This is a genomic window from Enterobacter sp. BNK-14 (genome assembly GCF_047456095.1).
Taxonomy (GTDB): domain Bacteria; phylum Pseudomonadota; class Gammaproteobacteria; order Enterobacterales; family Enterobacteriaceae; genus Enterobacter; species Enterobacter kobei.
Window position 1 is genome coordinate 3,649,291 of sequence record NZ_CP179897.1, and the last position, 14,934, is coordinate 3,664,224.

13 protein-coding genes are annotated in these 14,934 nt (G+C 55.8%); 6 read left to right on the forward strand and 7 right to left on the reverse strand.

All coding sequences use genetic code 11. The features are described from left to right. Positions 1–17 precede the first annotated feature (17 nt). Positions 18–1,298, reverse strand: coding sequence for a glutamate-1-semialdehyde 2,1-aminomutase (gene hemL / locus ACMGGM_RS17315; protein ID WP_014882616.1), 1,281 nt, complete (start codon positions 1,296–1,298; stop codon positions 18–20). Between the two features lie 177 nt (positions 1,299–1,475). Here hemL and clcA point away from each other — a divergent pair, with 177 nt between their 5' ends. Further along, positions 1,476–2,876 carry a H(+)/Cl(-) exchange transporter ClcA gene (gene clcA, locus ACMGGM_RS17320; RefSeq protein ID WP_059372496.1) on the forward strand — a complete coding sequence of 467 codons (1,401 nt, stop codon included), beginning with the start codon at positions 1,476–1,478 and terminating at the stop codon, positions 2,874–2,876. Between the two features lie 79 nt (positions 2,877–2,955). Beyond that, a complete protein-coding gene (gene erpA, locus ACMGGM_RS17325) occupies positions 2,956–3,300 on the forward strand; it encodes an iron-sulfur cluster insertion protein ErpA (protein WP_008501923.1) in 345 nt (114 codons plus the stop codon). Positions 3,301–3,359: 59 nt separating this feature from the next. On the opposite strand, the gene ACMGGM_RS17330 is transcribed toward erpA, so the two are convergent. From ACMGGM_RS17330 to mtnN, 3 genes are read right to left on the reverse strand one after another with little or no spacing between them, the layout of a single operon-like run. Continuing rightward, the gene (locus tag ACMGGM_RS17330) at positions 3,360–3,983 is read right to left on the reverse strand and encodes a TRIC cation channel family protein (RefSeq protein ID WP_014882618.1); all 624 of its coding nucleotides are present in this window, start codon (positions 3,981–3,983) and stop codon (positions 3,360–3,362) included. A gap of 27 nt (positions 3,984–4,010) precedes the next feature. Continuing rightward, positions 4,011–4,811 carry a vitamin B12 ABC transporter substrate-binding protein BtuF gene (gene btuF / locus ACMGGM_RS17335; protein ID WP_059372495.1) on the reverse strand — a complete coding sequence of 267 codons (801 nt, stop codon included), beginning with the start codon at positions 4,809–4,811 and terminating at the stop codon, positions 4,011–4,013. Next, positions 4,804–5,502 carry a 5'-methylthioadenosine/S-adenosylhomocysteine nucleosidase gene (gene mtnN, locus ACMGGM_RS17340; RefSeq protein WP_014882620.1) on the reverse strand — a complete coding sequence of 233 codons (699 nt, stop codon included), beginning with the start codon at positions 5,500–5,502 and terminating at the stop codon, positions 4,804–4,806. The genes btuF and mtnN overlap by 8 nt, the downstream gene beginning before the upstream one ends. A gap of 82 nt (positions 5,503–5,584) precedes the next feature. Between mtnN and dgt the strand changes: the two genes are divergently transcribed. The 3 genes from dgt (at position 5,585) to cdaR (ending at position 9,971) form a co-directional block, all read left to right on the forward strand. Continuing rightward, a complete protein-coding gene (gene dgt, locus ACMGGM_RS17345; protein ID WP_059372494.1) occupies positions 5,585–7,099 on the forward strand; it encodes a dGTPase in 1,515 nt (504 codons plus the stop codon). Between the two features lie 131 nt (positions 7,100–7,230). After that, on the forward strand, positions 7,231–8,667 hold the full coding sequence (degP, locus tag ACMGGM_RS17350; protein ID WP_014882622.1) for a serine endoprotease DegP: 1,437 nt from the start codon (positions 7,231–7,233) through the stop codon (positions 8,665–8,667). Between the two features lie 146 nt (positions 8,668–8,813). Continuing rightward, the gene (gene cdaR / locus ACMGGM_RS17355) at positions 8,814–9,971 is read left to right on the forward strand and encodes a DNA-binding transcriptional regulator CdaR (protein ID WP_014882623.1); all 1,158 of its coding nucleotides are present in this window, start codon (positions 8,814–8,816) and stop codon (positions 9,969–9,971) included. 92 nt (positions 9,972–10,063) lie between these two features. Here the strand turns inward: cdaR and ACMGGM_RS17360 are convergent, their stop codons facing one another. Then, a complete protein-coding gene (locus ACMGGM_RS17360; RefSeq protein ID WP_063943990.1) occupies positions 10,064–10,450 on the reverse strand; it encodes a DUF3461 family protein in 387 nt (128 codons plus the stop codon). Between the two features lie 320 nt (positions 10,451–10,770). On the opposite strand from ACMGGM_RS17360, the gene ACMGGM_RS17365 reads away from it, so the two are divergent. After that, positions 10,771–11,403: a DNA-binding protein gene (locus ACMGGM_RS17365; protein ID WP_045134603.1), complete on the forward strand. Its 633-nt coding sequence runs from the start codon at positions 10,771–10,773 to the stop codon at positions 11,401–11,403. Here the strand turns inward: ACMGGM_RS17365 and dapD are convergent. Both dapD and glnD read right to left on the reverse strand, forming a co-directional pair. Beyond that, positions 11,400–12,224: a 2,3,4,5-tetrahydropyridine-2,6-dicarboxylate N-succinyltransferase gene (dapD, locus tag ACMGGM_RS17370; protein ID WP_008501915.1), complete on the reverse strand. Its 825-nt coding sequence runs from the start codon at positions 12,222–12,224 to the stop codon at positions 11,400–11,402. The two genes, ACMGGM_RS17365 and dapD, sit on opposite strands and share 4 nt — an antisense overlap. A 32-nt stretch (positions 12,225–12,256) precedes the next feature. Next, on the reverse strand, positions 12,257–14,932 hold the full coding sequence (gene glnD, locus ACMGGM_RS17375; protein WP_414149056.1) for a bifunctional uridylyltransferase/uridylyl-removing protein GlnD: 2,676 nt from the start codon (positions 14,930–14,932) through the stop codon (positions 12,257–12,259). Positions 14,933–14,934 lie beyond the last annotated feature (2 nt).

The following is a 14,934-nucleotide window of genomic DNA, read 5'->3' on the forward strand; positions in this document are numbered from 1 at the left end:
ATCACCCCGCACGGACCTTAAAGCTTCGCAAACACCTTACGCGCCGCGTCGATGGTGTTATTGATATCTTCTTCGCTGTGCGCCACGGACATAAAGCCCGCTTCAAACGCCGACGGCGCCAGGTACACACCTTCTTCCAGCATCAGGTGGAAGAAGCGCTTGAAGCGTTCAACATCGCACTTCACGACGTCCTGATAGCAGGTCACGGTTGGCGCATCGGTGAAGAAAATCCCGAACATGCCGCCGACGTGATTGACCACCAGTGGGATACCCGCCTCTTCTGCGGCTTCCAGCAGACCGTTAGCCAGTTGAGTCGTCAGGTCGGTCAGGGTTTCGTGAATACCTGGTTGCGCCACTTCGGTCAGGCAGGCGAAGCCTGCTGCCATCGCAATCGGGTTGCCGGAAAGGGTACCAGCCTGGTAGACCGGGCCCGTTGGCGCCAGCGCTTCCATCACATCCTTACGGCCGCCGAATGCGCCAACAGGCATTCCGCCGCCGATGATTTTGCCGAGGCAGGTAAGGTCCGGCTCAACGCCATAATAAGACTGGGCACCCGCCAGCGCTACGCGGAAGCCGGTCATCACTTCGTCGATGATCAGCAGGGCACCAAACTCATCGCACAGGGCGCGCAGGCCCGGCAGGAAGTCCGGCTGCGGTGGAATGCAGTTCATGTTGCCCGCTACCGGTTCAACGATGATGCAGGCGATCTCCTGTGGATACTGCTCGAACGCCGCGCGAACGGTGTTCAGATCGTTATAGGTACAGGTCAGGGTATGCTTAGCGAAATCCGCCGGCACGCCAGGCGAGTTTGGCTGGCCGAGGGTCAGCGCGCCGGAGCCTGCTTTCACCAGTAAACAGTCTGCGTGGCCGTGGTAGCAGCCTTCGAATTTAATGATTTTATCGCGACCGGTAAAACCGCGCGCCAGGCGGATCGCGCTCATGGTCGCTTCTGTACCGGAGTTCACCATACGTACCATGTCCATGGTCGGCACCAGTTCGGTCACCAGCTCCGCCATCTTCACTTCCATTTCGGTTGGCGCACCGAAGCTCAGGCCACGCTGAGCGGCTTCAATGACCGCGTTACGAATGGCTGGGTGGTTGTGCCCGAGCACCATCGGTCCCCAGGAACCGACATAATCGATATAGGCTTTGCCATCGACATCATACAGATACGCGCCGTCAGCACGTTCAATAAACAGCGGCGTACCGCCCACGCCGGTAAAGGCGCGAACAGGCGAGTTCACACCACCTGGAATAAGCTCCCGGGCTGCACTGTAGAGGTTTTCAGACTTGCTCATGGCGTCGTTCCTGGTTCGTATAAAATGATTAAGCACACTATTCTAAGTGATTCGCAGTAGGTTATGAAATTTTTAGCCAGATAATGCTTTAAGATTTGTTAAGTATTTTTAAGGGGACGGAGGGAAGGTCTCTGGTAAAATCTCCTCGGCTTTTTGTATGACGAATAAGAACAGGACATGAAATCAGATTCTCCGTCTTTTGAAGAACAACAGTTTACGCGCGCTCAGCACCGGATCAGTATTCGGCGGCTGCTCAATCGCGATAAAACGCCGCTGGCGATCCTTTTGGCTGCAGCCGTGGTGGGGACTCTCGCCGGTCTGGTTGGCGTGGCGTTTGAAAAAGCGGTCAATGCCGTACTCAACTGGCGAGTGGGCACCGTCGCGGGTTTTGCCGATAGCCGGTGGCTGGTCTGGGTCGGGGCATTTGGACTATCGGCGCTGTTTGCCATGGTGGGGTATTTTCTGGTGCGTAAATTCGCCCAGGAGGCCGGCGGGTCTGGCATCCCGGAAATTGAAGGTGCACTAGAAGAGTTGCGCCCGGTGCGCTGGTGGCGCGTGATCCCGGTTAAATTCATCGGCGGTATGGGGACGCTGGGCGCGGGGATGGTGCTGGGCCGGGAAGGGCCAACGGTACAACTGGGGGGCAACGTCGGACGCATGGTGGGCGATCTGTTCCGGATGCGAAGCGCCGAAGCGCGCCATACGCTGCTCGCCACCGGTGCGGCGGCGGGTCTTTCAGCGGCGTTTAACGCACCGCTGGCGGGCATATTGTTCATCATCGAAGAGATGCGCGCGCAGTTCCGCTACAATCTGATCTCCATTAAAGCCGTGTTTACCGGCGTTATTATGTCGAGCATTGTTTTCCGCCTCTTCAATGGCGAAGGGGCGGTAATTGAGGTGGGTAAACTGACCAACGCGCCGGTCAACACCCTGTGGCTTTACCTGATCCTCGGCATGATTTTTGGCGTGGTGGGGCCGCTGTTTAACACCTGCATCTTACGTGCTCAGGATATGTTCCAGCGTATTCATGGCGGCAATACGACGAAATGGGTGCTGATGGGCGGCCTGCTGGGCGGGATGTGCGGCGTGCTCGGCTTTATTGAGCCGAATGCCGCAGGCGGCGGCTTCGGGCTGATCCCCATCGCCGCAGCGGGAAATTTCAGCGTCGGTCTGCTGCTGTTTATGTTTATCTCCCGGGTTATCACAACGGTTCTGTGCTTCTCCTCCGGTGCACCCGGCGGGATTTTCGCCCCGATGCTGGCGCTTGGTACGCTGCTGGGCACCGCGTTTGGTATAGCAGCCAAAGTGGGCTTCCCGGCGTATCATCTTGATGCTGGCACCTTCGCGGTGGCCGGCATGGGGGCACTGCTGGCAGCGTCTCTGCGTGCACCGTTGACCGGTATCGTGCTGGTGCTGGAGATGACAGATAATTACCAGCTCATTTTGCCAATGATCATTACCTGTCTCGGGGCGACACTATTAGCCCAATTCCTGGGCGGGAAACCGCTATACTCCACCATCCTCGCGCGTACCCTGGCAAAGCAAGAGGCGGAGCGGGCCGCCGCGCAGAATACTTGAATGAATTACCAGGGTATTAGATAATGACGAAAAGAATTGGGTGAATTTTACCCAATAGCAGTATTCATGGGAGCATAAGATGAGTGATGACGTAGCTGTGCCGCTGGAATTTACCGAAGCAGCAGCCAACAAAGTGAAAACCCTGATTGCCGACGAAGACAATCCGGATCTGAAACTGCGTGTCTATATTACCGGTGGCGGCTGCAGCGGCTTCCAGTACGGTTTTACTTTTGACGATCAGGTGAACGATGGTGATATGACCATCGAGAAGCAGGGCGTTGCGCTGGTGGTTGACCCGATGAGCCTGCAGTATCTCGTCGGCGGTTCAGTGGATTACACCGAAGGTCTGGAAGGGTCACGCTTTGTGGTGACTAACCCGAACGCAACCAGCACCTGCGGGTGTGGTTCTTCGTTCAGTATTTAAGCCTGAATGCGGATTTGTAGGCCCGGTAAGCGAAGCGCCACCGGGCTTATAAACGACGCCTATCTTGAATTTTCATCCAACGCAAACGTCGGCAGCTTCAGGTGCCAGCGTATTGCCGCCAGACGAATCACCAGCGTCACGACCATCCCCAGCATCGCAGCATTTTCCAGCGGCACCGCAAAGGTGTAATACGCCGTGGCGTGCACAATCCCGCCAATAATACAGGCAGTAGCATAGATCTCGGTACGCAGGATCATCGGTACTTCACGCGCCAGAATGTCGCGAATAATGCCGCCGCCCACGCCGGTTAATACGCCCATGCAGATCGCGACCATCGGGCCGGTTCCGGCATTGAAGGCTTTATTGACGCCAATACCGACAAACACGGCCAGACCCACGGCATCCAGCACCGGGAGTATCCATTTCGGTAATCTGCGGGGCTGGCGAACCAGCACAATGGTTAACAGACAGGTCACCATGGCTACCACCAGATCGGTCGGATCTTTCACCCAAAACACCGGGCCATTCGCCAGCGCCATATCACGGATAGTCCCGCCGCCAACGGCCGTGACTACGCCAAGCACCAGCACGCCAAACGGATCCATGCGTAGTTTTCCGGCGAGCAGAACGCCGGAGATAGCAAAAACGGCTGTGCCAAGAATATCCAGCCAATAAACGAGCATCGTGAAATCCTCGAAAAAGGTCTTCTGTTAGTGACTCTCTGCCAGTGCGGCACAGAGCTGTTTTGCGGCGAGGATAATACGCGGGCTGGCGCGTTCAAACCAGTCACTGTTGAGGGGTATTACCGGTATTTTTAGCTGCTTTTGCCAGAATTGTTCTATTTTGGGAATTTCGCTCGCATTTCCGACCACGACGATGGCTTGTGGCTGGCGCGCCAGAACCTGCTCACGGCTAACCTGCGGCCACGGCACCCGGCTGGCTGCAAAAATGTTTTCCCCTCCGCAGACTTCCAGGACCTGGTTCTGAATTGACCCTTTACCTGTGGTAAACAGCGGCTGACTGCCAAACTGCAGGAAGATGCGCTTTTTAACGGACGTATCGTATTGGGCTTTCAGCGCAGCATAGTCATTGAGCATCTGGCTCGCCGCGTGCCTGGCTTTTTCAGGCGCAGGGCTATAAGGGGCAAGGGCGCGCAGTGCCTGAGCGACTTGCTCAATACTGACGGCGTCAACCCACATGACCTTGATGCCAAGCGAGGTAAGCTGATTGACCTGCCGTTCGGCGTTACCGCCACGCCAGGCCAGCACGAGATCGGGTCTCAGCGCCACGATGCGCTCAAGGTTCATCCCTTGCCAGGTCGCAACGTGTTCAATGTTGGCCGCCTGGGGTGGGTAATCCGAAAAGCTACTCACGCCAACGGGGGTGATGCCAGCGGCAAAGGCCAGCTCGGTGTTAGCGGGAGAGAGCGTAATTACGCGAGGCGCGGCACAGAGCCACGCTGAAGCAAGCAGAAGCAGGGCGGCAAGCGCCCTGAGGGATGGTTTAGCCACGTGCCAGGTTCTGCACCAGGCGTTCCACCATCACGGTAGACTGTTTTGCCGCAACGGTCAGGAACTCGTCGAAGCTGATGTGAGACTGCTGGTCTGCGACGTCAGAGATGGCGCGAACCACCACGAACGGTACGCTGAAGTTGTGGCAAACGTGCGCAATCGCGGTCGCTTCCATCTCAACGGCAACCGCCTGCGGGAAGTTATGACGTATTTTTGCCAGACCGACGGAGCCATTGATGAACGCATCACCGCTGACAATCAGGCCGCGTACCGCGTTAAGATTGAGCTCAGCAATGCAGGTTTCAGCCGCCGCAATCAGTTTGTCGTCAGCTTTAAACCCTGCCGGGCAGCCCGGGAGTTGACCGTATTCGTAGCCAAACGCGGTGACGTCGGCATCGTGATAACGCGCTTCGTCGGAGACAACGATATCGCCCACTTTCAGCGTCGGCGCCAGGCCTCCAGCCGAACCGGTGTTCACGATCACGTCCGGCTTGCAGCGCTCAAGCAGCAGGGTCGCACCCAGCGCAGCAGCCACTTTACCGATGCCTGATTTCAGCAGAGCCACGTCAACACCGTTAAGCTGACCGGTGTAGATCTCACACCCCCCCAGAGAGAGGGTCTGACGGTTCTCAATTTTGTCACGCAGGAGCGTAACTTCTTCTTCCATTGCACCAATAATGCCGATTTTCATAGATTTACTCGCGATGTGCCTTGTTAAGATGCATAGTCTATCATGCGGTTAAGGGGAAACGCATTCTCACGCGGGGGAGCACATGTCACCAATCGATTTTCGTACCAAAATTAACTGGCACCGACGTTTCCGCTCGCCACAGGGCGAGAAGAGCGAACATGAGATCCTGCGTATCTTCGAAAGCGATCGAGGAAGGATTATTAACTCGCCCGCCATCCGGCGTTTGCAGCAAAAAACGCAGGTGTTTCCGCTGGAGCGTAATGCCGCTGTACGCACGCGCTTAACCCACTCAATGGAAGTGCAGCAGGTCGGGCGGTATATTGCCAAAGAGATTTTAAGCCGTCTCAAAGAGCTACGTTTACTGGAAACCTATGGTCTGGACGAGCTGACGGGGCCCTTCGAGAGCATCGTTGAGATGGCCTGCCTGATGCATGACATCGGCAATCCGCCTTTTGGTCACTTTGGCGAGGCGGCAATTAATGACTGGTTTAAACAACGCCTTCATCCGTCGGATGCGGCAAGCCAGCCGCTCAGCGATGACCGCTGCATCGTGCGGGATTTACGTCTGCATGAAGGTGAAGAAGGGCTTAACGATCTGCGTCGCAAAGTGCGTCAGGATCTCTGTCACTTCGAGGGCAATGCCCAGGGTATCCGACTGGTACATTCCCTGATGCGCATGAACCTGACCTGGGCGCAGGTCGGCTGTATCCTGAAATATACGCGTCCCGCGTGGTGGACGGGAGAGACGCCCGCATCCCACAGCTATTTAATGAAGAAACCGGGCTACTACCTTTCCGAAGAGGCCTATATTGAACGGCTGCGTAAAGAACTTTCATTGACGCCAAACGGTCGCTTTCCATTAACCTGGATTATGGAAGCCGCGGATGATATTTCCTATTGCGTCGCTGACCTGGAAGACGCCGTTGAGAAAAGAATATTCAGCGTCGAGGAGCTTTACCAGCACCTTTATGCCGCCTGGGGAACCCACGAAAAAGGTTCACTGTTTGCTCAGGTTGTCGAAAATGCCTGGGAAAAGTCGCGCTCAAATACATTAAGCCGCAGCACGGAAGACCAGTTCTTTATGTATTTGCGCGTCAATACATTAAATAAACTGGTGCCCTACGCAGCCTCGCGCTTTATCGATAATCTGCCGCAGATTTTCAGCGGGGAATTCAATCACGCGCTGCTGGAAGATGACAGCAGTTTTAGTCAACTCCTTGAGCTCTATAAACATGTGGCGATGCGGCATGTGTTCAGCCATCCGGATGTCGAGCAGCTCGAACTGCAGGGCTACCGGGTAATCAGTGGGTTACTGGAAATTTATTCTCCGTTGCTTCTGCTGTCGGTCGACGAATTCAGTGAGCTGGTGGAAAAAGAACGCGTGCGACGAATTCCTATCGAATCCCGGCTTTATCAAAAACTTTCAACCCGTCATCGGCTGGCCTATGTCGAAGCGATAAGTAAGCTGGATCGTCACGCTACGCAGTGGCCGGTAATGGAATATTATTATCGCTGCCGTCTTATCCAGGACTATATCAGCGGCATGACGGATTTGTATGCCTGGGATGAATACCGCAAGCTAATGGCCGTGGAATAAACGCTGAGTTTTGTAAAGACGGCCAATAAATTTTTACCTTTTCCATAAACTTATGACCGGAACTAAGCGGTATAAAATGAATCTGAGTTACACAGCAATTTTGCGTTACCTGTAAATCGAGATTGAGAAACATGAAAAAAACCACATTAGCAATGAGTGCACTGGCTCTGAGTTTAGGTTTAGCGCTGTCTCCTCTGACTGCTACCGCAGCCGAGACCGCGTCATCGGCAGCAACCGCGCAGCAGATGCCAAGCCTGGCACCGATGCTCGAAAAAGTGATGCCATCGGTGGTGAGTATTAACGTTGAGGGGAGTACGACCGTCAATACGCCGCGTATGCCGCGTAACTTCCAGCAGTTCTTTGGTGACAACTCACCGTTCTGCCAGGACGGTTCGCCATTCCAGAGTTCCCCGTTCTGTCAGGGCGGTGGTGCAGGGGATGACAGCCAGGGCGGCGGCCAGCAACAGAAATTCATGGCGCTTGGCTCGGGAGTCATTATCGATGCAGCGAAAGGCTACGTCGTGACCAACAACCACGTGGTTGATAACGCGAACAGCATTAAGGTTCAGCTGAGCGATGGCCGTAAGTTCGACGCAAAAGTGGTCGGCAAAGACCCGCGTTCCGATATTGCGCTGATCCAGATTCAGGATCCGAAAAACCTGACGGCGATTAAAATTGCCGACTCTGATGCGCTGCGCGTAGGTGACTACACCGTGGCTATCGGTAACCCGTTCGGTCTGGGCGAAACCGTGACCTCAGGTATCGTCTCTGCGCTGGGCCGTAGCGGCCTGAACGCAGAGAACTATGAAAACTTTATTCAGACGGATGCGGCCATCAACCGCGGTAACTCCGGCGGTGCGCTGGTGAACCTGAACGGCGAGCTGATCGGTATTAACACCGCGATCCTGGCGCCGGACGGCGGCAACATCGGGATCGGTTTTGCTATCCCGAGCAACATGGTGAAAAACCTGACCGCGCAGATGGTGCAGTACGGCCAGGTGAAACGCGGCGAGCTGGGCATTTTGGGCACCGAGCTGAACTCTGAGCTGGCAAAAGCGATGAAAGTGGATGCCCAGCGCGGCGCGTTCGTCAGCCAGGTGATGCCGAACTCCTCTGCTGCGAAAGCAGGGATTAAAGCGGGTGACGTGATCACCTCCCTGAACGGTAAGCCGATCAGCAGCTTTGCAGCCCTGCGTGCGGAAGTCGGCTCTATGCCGATTGGCAGCAAAGTGACCCTCGGTCTGCTGCGTGACGGTAAGCCGGTCAACGTGAGCCTGGAGCTGCAGCAGAGCAGCCAGAATCAGGTTGATTCCAGCACCATCTTCAGCGGTATTGAAGGCGCTGAGATGAGCAATAAGGGCGCAGACAAAGGTGTGGTAGTGAATAACGTGAAGGCGAATTCACCTGCTGCCCGTATCGGCCTGAAAAAAGGGGATGTGATCATGGGCGCTAACCAGCAGCCGGTGAAAAACATCGCTGAACTGCGCAAAATTCTCGACAGCAAACCGTCCGTGCTGGCGTTGAATATTCAGCGTGGTGATACCTCTATCTACCTGCTGATGCAGTAATCCTCTTAAGCCCCTGTACGCAGGGGCTTTCTTGTTTCTGTGACTTTTCCCACAACTCCATACTTCTTCCGCTCTCTTTGTGCATTCGCACAATGCAGCCGTCACTGAACTTCCCTATGCTTGAGCTCTGCTCAGAGGAGGGTGACATGGCTGGCTGGCATCTTGATACCAAAATGGCGCAGGATATTGTGGCGCGCACGATGCGCATCATTGATACCAACATCAATGTAATGGATGCCCGTGGGCGCATTATTGGTAGTGGCGATCGTGAGCGTATTGGTGAATTGCACGAAGGCGCGCTTTTGGTGCTCTCTCAGGGGCGTGTGGTTGATATCGACGATGCGGTTGCGAAACACCTGCACGGCGTGCGTCAGGGCATCAATTTACCGCTGCGCCTTGAAGGCGAGATTGTGGGGGTTATCGGCCTGACCGGCGAGCCGGAGTCCCTGCGTAAATATGGCGAGTTGGTCTGTATGACGGCGGAAATGATGCTGGAGCAGTCGCGCCTGATGCATCTGCTCGCCCAGGACAGCCGCCTGCGCGAAGAGCTGGTGATGAACCTTATTCAGGCGGAAGAGCTTACGCCTGCACTCAGTGAATGGGCGCAGCGCCTGGGGATCGACCTCAATCAGCCGCGCGTGGTGGCGGTGATCGAGGTCGATAGCGGTCAGCTTGGCGTAGACAGCGCGATGGCCGAACTGCAGCAGCTGCAAAATGCGCTAACGACACCGGAACGCGATAACCTGGTGGCGATAGTCTCGCTGACGGAAATGGTGGTGCTCAAACCCGCGCTCAATCCGTTTGGCCGCTGGGATGCCGAAGATCATCGTCGTCGCGTGGAACTGCTGATTTCCCGGATGCAGGAGAACGGTCAGCTGCGTTTTCGCGTTGCGCTCGGCAATTACTTTTCCGGGCCGGGCAGTATTGCCCGCTCCTGGCGCACCGCGCGCACCACCATGATGGTGGGTAAGCAGCGGATGCCGGAGAGCCGCAGTTATTTCTATCAGGACCTGATGCTGCCGGTGCTGCTCGACAGCCTGCGTGGCGGCTGGCAGGCCAACGAGCTGGCGCGGCCCTTAGCGCGCCTGAAAGCGATGGACAACAACGGCCTGCTGCGCCGGACGCTGCAGGCGTGGTTCCGCCATAACGTGCAGCCGCTGGCGACGTCGAAGGCGTTGTTTATTCATCGCAATACGCTGGAGTACCGGCTTAACCGGATTTCGGAGCTAACGGGGCTGGATCTGGGGAATTTTGACGACAGGCTGCTGCTGTATGTGGCGTTGCAGCTGGATGAGCAGAGATGACTGAGTGCGGGCTGGTGCCCTCACCCCATCCCTCTCCCACGGGGAGAGGGCGCAAACATTAAAAACGGCAATCAGGGACTGCCGTTTTGCTTTTATTTCCGAGTTAACTTCTCAAGATCCGCTTCAATCTCGGTGATCTTATTGGTAACAACGCTTTCAAGGTGACGCAGATCGTCAAGGATCTTACGTTTGAGATCGACTTCAGTGCGGTCGCGCTGACAAATCTGATCGAGTTCATCGATCACATAGCGCAGGTTAGGGCTGATTTCCTGAACTTCTTTGTACCCCTGGCCTACGCCGTCCGCGACGACGGTCTTACGCTGGCGTGGATATTTAAACTTCACGCTTTTGGCGAAAAACTCGCCTTTATCCTTGTGAAAATAAATTTTTAAGATGTCGTTGTTGGCTTCCTGGCGGAGGCTGTAACGATCAATTTCATCAGGATTGGTAATGCCCAGACTTTTCAGATTATCGTACATAGCGGTACCCTTATCTCAACATAACCTTTGAATAATTAATGAAAAAATTCCTTTTTGCCACCCTCGGGTTCAAAAAAAGCGGGGTCGATCCTGATTACCTTTCACTGACATTACCGAGCAGGGAAAATAAATGCTCCCACTCGTTTATTGTTGTTTTTAACGACCACGTCAAGCGGAAATCAATGTAATAAGGTAATCATTTCTCTCAACGTTAATGCAGCATCGTGAGAGTCGTGAGAAAAGGCGAGCGAGACGGTATTCAAAGCCGGGGAATTCAGGCAAAGTTATCGCACGAAAGCGTAGGCTGCGGGGATAATGACATGTCAGGACGCATTGATTATCAAATCGAAAAATATAGCTTTGGTGCCGTAGAGGAGAACCAAAGACTGACGCATCAGTGGGCAGAAGTCGCCGCCGAATGCCGCCTGCTTCAGGCGGGGGCGGAGGAGCGTTTACGCATTGCCTTGCTCAACGTGGATTATGTCACCAGCTTCGAACTGCCATTTCGGCTGATACTGACCCGCGCCCCGCAGCTAATCACCGGGCTGCGCGATGAGTTTCAGCTAAACCAGAAGAACGTCATCTTCAACGGCAAGCGCTTTGGCTGCGTTTACAGCCTGAAGGGCGATCTGGATGCGATCCCCGACGCTTTTCAATACCGCATGACGACCCGCATTCGACGGGTCGATCCCACCGGGCTTACGGCGGAGCCATTCCGGCAGATTGCCAGAGAGGTCAAAGCGCCGCGTGAGCGACTGAAGCTGGCGCTGGAATCGGGTCTGGCTGTGACTGCGCTTGACGGGCTTTTCTGGTTGGGGAGCCAGCGTATGGCGGCGGATATTGCAGGGTTGAGAAGAAAGGGAATGGCAATCGTGACTGCGGAAACGGACGTCTTTGATGATTACACCGGGACGCACAGGCGGGTCCCGGTGTATCAACGGGTCAGCGATTAGTCGATGGTGCGCAGCAGTTCGTTGATACCGACTTTACCGCGGGTTTTCGCATCCACTTTCTTCACGATAACGGCACAGTACAGGCTGTATTTGCCATCTTTCGACGGCAGGTTACCGGAAACGACCACGGAGCCCGCCGGAACGCGGCCGTAGTGAACTTCGCCGGTTTCGCGATCGTAAATACGGGTGCTCTGGCCGATGTAAACGCCCATGGAGATCACGGAACCCTCTTCCACGATCACGCCTTCAACCACTTCTGAACGCGCGCCGATGAAGCAGTTGTCTTCGATGATGGTTGGGTTAGCCTGCAGTGGCTCCAGAACACCACCGATGCCCACGCCGCCGGACAGGTGAACGTTTTTACCGATTTGGGCACAGGAACCGACGGTAGCCCAGGTATCCACCATCGTACCTTCGTCAACGTAGGCACCGATGTTCACGTAGGATGGCATCAGCACGGTGTTGCGTGCGATGAACGCGCCCTGACGCACTGCCGCAGGCGGCACCACGCGGAAGCCTTCTTTCTGGAAACGCGCTTCGTCGTAATCAGCGAATTTCATTGGGACTTTATCGAAGTAGCGGCTTTCTGCTCCGTCGATAACCTGGTTATCGTTGATACGGAAAGAGAGCAGCACCGCTTTCTTCAGCCATTGATGAGTAACCCACTGACCGTCGATTTTTTCTGCCACGCGCAGCGCGCCGGAATCCAGCAGGGAAATCACCTGGTTTACCGCTTCACGGGTCACGGTATCCACATTTGCCGGGGTAATCTCGGCGCGACGCTCAAAAGCGGACTCAATAACGTTCTGTAACTGCTGCATTGTTTACTCTTTCCATTTCACTAAAAAACACGTCACCCTTTATCGTTTGGATTGAGGGCTGCTGTCAACCGTTGTTGCACTTCAAGTTGCAGGTCATTATTAAGGGCACGCCGGTCGGCGGTGGCGATTATAAATAAATCTTCTACTCGCTCGCCAATGGTTGTAATTCGGGCGCCATGAAGCGAAATTCCCAGATCGGCAAAAACCTGGCCGACGCGGGCGAGCAGCCCTGGCTGGTCGAGCGCGATCAGCTCCAGGAACGATTTACGGTCGGTGTGGGTCGGCAGGAAATTGACCTCGATATCGACGGTAAAGTGGCGCAATTTCGCCGGCTGGCGACGCGGCTGCGGTGGCTGCCAGCTGCGCTGAGTGATCGCCTGTTCCAGACCGAAGCGTATCCCTTCATGTCTGTCCGACGAGAGCGGACTGCCGTCCGGCTCCAGCACGATAAAGGTATCCATCGCCATGCCGTCGCGGGTGGTAAAAATCTGCGCGTCGTGAACGCTCAGGTTACGCCTGTCCAGCTCGGCGCAGACCGCAGCAAACAGATAAGGCCGATCCGGGCTCCAGATGAAGATCTCCGTCCCGCCGCGCGTCGCTTGTGGGCTAAGCAGGATCATCGGCTGCGACAGATCGTGCTTCAGCAGATGTCGCGCGTGCCAGGCAAGCTGGTTTGGGCTGTGGCGGACAAAATAGTTGGCACGGCAGCGGGCCCAAATCTGATGCAGTGCTTCTTCATCAATGTTATCCATCCGCAGCAGCGCCAGGGCCTGCAGCTGATGATGTCGCACGCGCTCGCGCATGTCCGGGGTGTTTTGCATTCCGCGACGCAGCTGTTTTTCGGTGGCGAAATAGAGCTCGCGCAGCAGGCTTTGCTTCCAGCTGTTCCACAGGGTTTCATTGGTGGCACAAATATCCGCGACCGTCAGGCACACCAGATAGCGCAGACGGTTCTCCGTCTGGACCTCTTCGGCGAATTGCTTAATTACCTCTGGATCCTGAATATCACGACGCTGGGCAGTGACTGACATCAGCAGGTGATGGCGTACCAGCCAGGCGACCAGCTGCGTTTCGCGCGAGTTGAGCCCATGCAGCTCGGCAAATTTCAGCACGTCCTGCGCACCCAGCACCGAGTGGTCTCCACCGCGGCCTTTGGCGATGTCGTGGAACAGGGCGGCAATCAGGATCAGTTCCGGATGGGTGAGGCGCGGCCACAGCTCCACGCAAAGCGGGTGGCGGGATCGCGTCTCTTCTTTCGCAAAGCTTTCCAACTTGAGCATGACGCGGATCGTGTGCTCATCCACCGTGTAGGCGTGGAAGAGATCGAACTGCATCTGTCCGACGATGTGCGACCACTGCGGCATATAGGCCCACAGCACGCTATGACGGTGCATTGGCAGCAGACCACGACTGACGGCGCCAGGATGACGGAGCATACTCAAAAACAGCGAGCGCGCTTCCGGGATATAGCACAGCGGCTGCGTCAGATGACGGCGCGCATGGCGCAGATGGCGCAGGGTGGTGGAGTAGATCCCGGTAATCGTGCTGTTGCGCACCATGGTGTAGAACATTCGCAGGATCGCTTCCGGCTCGCGGATAAACAGCGTTTCGTCCCGCAGATCGATAAGCGTGCCGCGCAGCTGGAATTCGTCATCAATTGGGCGCGGCTTTTCGTCCGCCGTCAGGGCCAGAATGGCCTCGTCGAACAGCTGCAACAGCATCTGGTTCAGCTCGGTCACCCGGCGGGTGACGCGGAAGAAATCCTTCATCATCTGCTCAACCGGTTCGTTACCTTCGCCCTGATAATTCAATCGCTGCGCCACGCTGAGCTGGCGGTCAAACAGCAGGCGGTTATCGTAGCGGGTCACTTCCAGATGCAGGGCAAAACGGATGCGCCACAGCAGATGCAGGCACTCGTTCAGTTCGTTACGTTCGGCCTCGGTTAAAAAGCCAAAGCCGACCATCTCGTCCATTGAGGTGGCGCCAAAATGGCGGCGGGCTACCCACTGTAGCGTGTGGATGTCGCGCAGGCCGCCGGGGCTGCTTTTAATATCGGGTTCAAGATTGTAACTGGTGCCGTGGTAGCGCTGATGGCGCTGATTTTGCTCCTCGACCTTCGCGGCGAAGAATTTTTCTGACGGCCAAAAGCCGTCGCTGAAGATGTGTTTTTGCAGCTCCAGGAACAGCGCCACGTCACCGATCAGCAGACGGGTTTCAATCAGGTTGGTGGCGACGGTCAGGTCAGATAAGCCCTCCAGCAGGCACTCTTCCAGGGTTCTCACGCTGTGTCCCACTTCCAGCTTCACGTCCCAGAGCAGGGTCAGCAGCTCGCCAATCTTCTGCGCCTGTTCGTCCGGTAGCTTTTTACGGCTTAAGATCAGGAGATCGATATCGGAAAGTGGATGAAGTTCACCGCGGCCATAGCCCCCGACGGCAACCAGCGCGATGTCGCTCACCTGCCCGAAACCGTAGTCGATCCACAGACGTTGCAGGAGCTGGTCGATAAATTCGGTGCGCGCTTCAATAAGTTGCTCGGCTGAGACCCCTGCGTCGAACGCGCTGCCCAGCCAGCGATGGAAAACATCCATATGGGCTTTGATATGCGCGCAGGTCAGCTCGTGCGACGGCCAGACGCCCGGGTTATCGGGCTGGTCGGGAAGGGTGGGAAGTGCTGTGTTAGCATACTGTTCGGGTAAGAGATTACTCATCG

What these genes read in the sequence shown, in the direction of transcription:
- hemL (WP_014882616.1), bottom strand. Translation starts at nt 1,298, where the DNA reads ATGAGCAAGTCTGAAAACCTCTACAGTGCAGCCCGGGAGCTTATTCCA.
- clcA (WP_059372496.1), top strand. Translation starts at nt 1,476, where the DNA reads ATGAAATCAGATTCTCCGTCTTTTGAAGAACAACAGTTTACGCGCGCT.
- erpA (WP_008501923.1), top strand. Translation starts at nt 2,956, where the DNA reads ATGAGTGATGACGTAGCTGTGCCGCTGGAATTTACCGAAGCAGCAGCC.
- ACMGGM_RS17330 (WP_014882618.1), bottom strand. Translation starts at nt 3,983, where the DNA reads ATGCTCGTTTATTGGCTGGATATTCTTGGCACAGCCGTTTTTGCTATC.
- mtnN (WP_014882620.1), bottom strand. Translation starts at nt 5,502, where the DNA reads ATGAAAATCGGCATTATTGGTGCAATGGAAGAAGAAGTTACGCTCCTG.
- dgt (WP_059372494.1), top strand. Translation starts at nt 5,585, where the DNA reads ATGTCACCAATCGATTTTCGTACCAAAATTAACTGGCACCGACGTTTC.
- degP (WP_014882622.1), top strand. Translation starts at nt 7,231, where the DNA reads ATGAAAAAAACCACATTAGCAATGAGTGCACTGGCTCTGAGTTTAGGT.
- cdaR (WP_014882623.1), top strand. Translation starts at nt 8,814, where the DNA reads ATGGCTGGCTGGCATCTTGATACCAAAATGGCGCAGGATATTGTGGCG.
- ACMGGM_RS17360 (WP_063943990.1), bottom strand. Translation starts at nt 10,450, where the DNA reads ATGTACGATAATCTGAAAAGTCTGGGCATTACCAATCCTGATGAAATT.
- ACMGGM_RS17365 (WP_045134603.1), top strand. Translation starts at nt 10,771, where the DNA reads ATGTCAGGACGCATTGATTATCAAATCGAAAAATATAGCTTTGGTGCC.
- dapD (WP_008501915.1), bottom strand. Translation starts at nt 12,224, where the DNA reads ATGCAGCAGTTACAGAACGTTATTGAGTCCGCTTTTGAGCGTCGCGCC.
- glnD (WP_414149056.1), bottom strand. Translation starts at nt 14,932, where the DNA reads ATGAGTAATCTCTTACCCGAACAGTATGCTAACACAGCACTTCCCACC.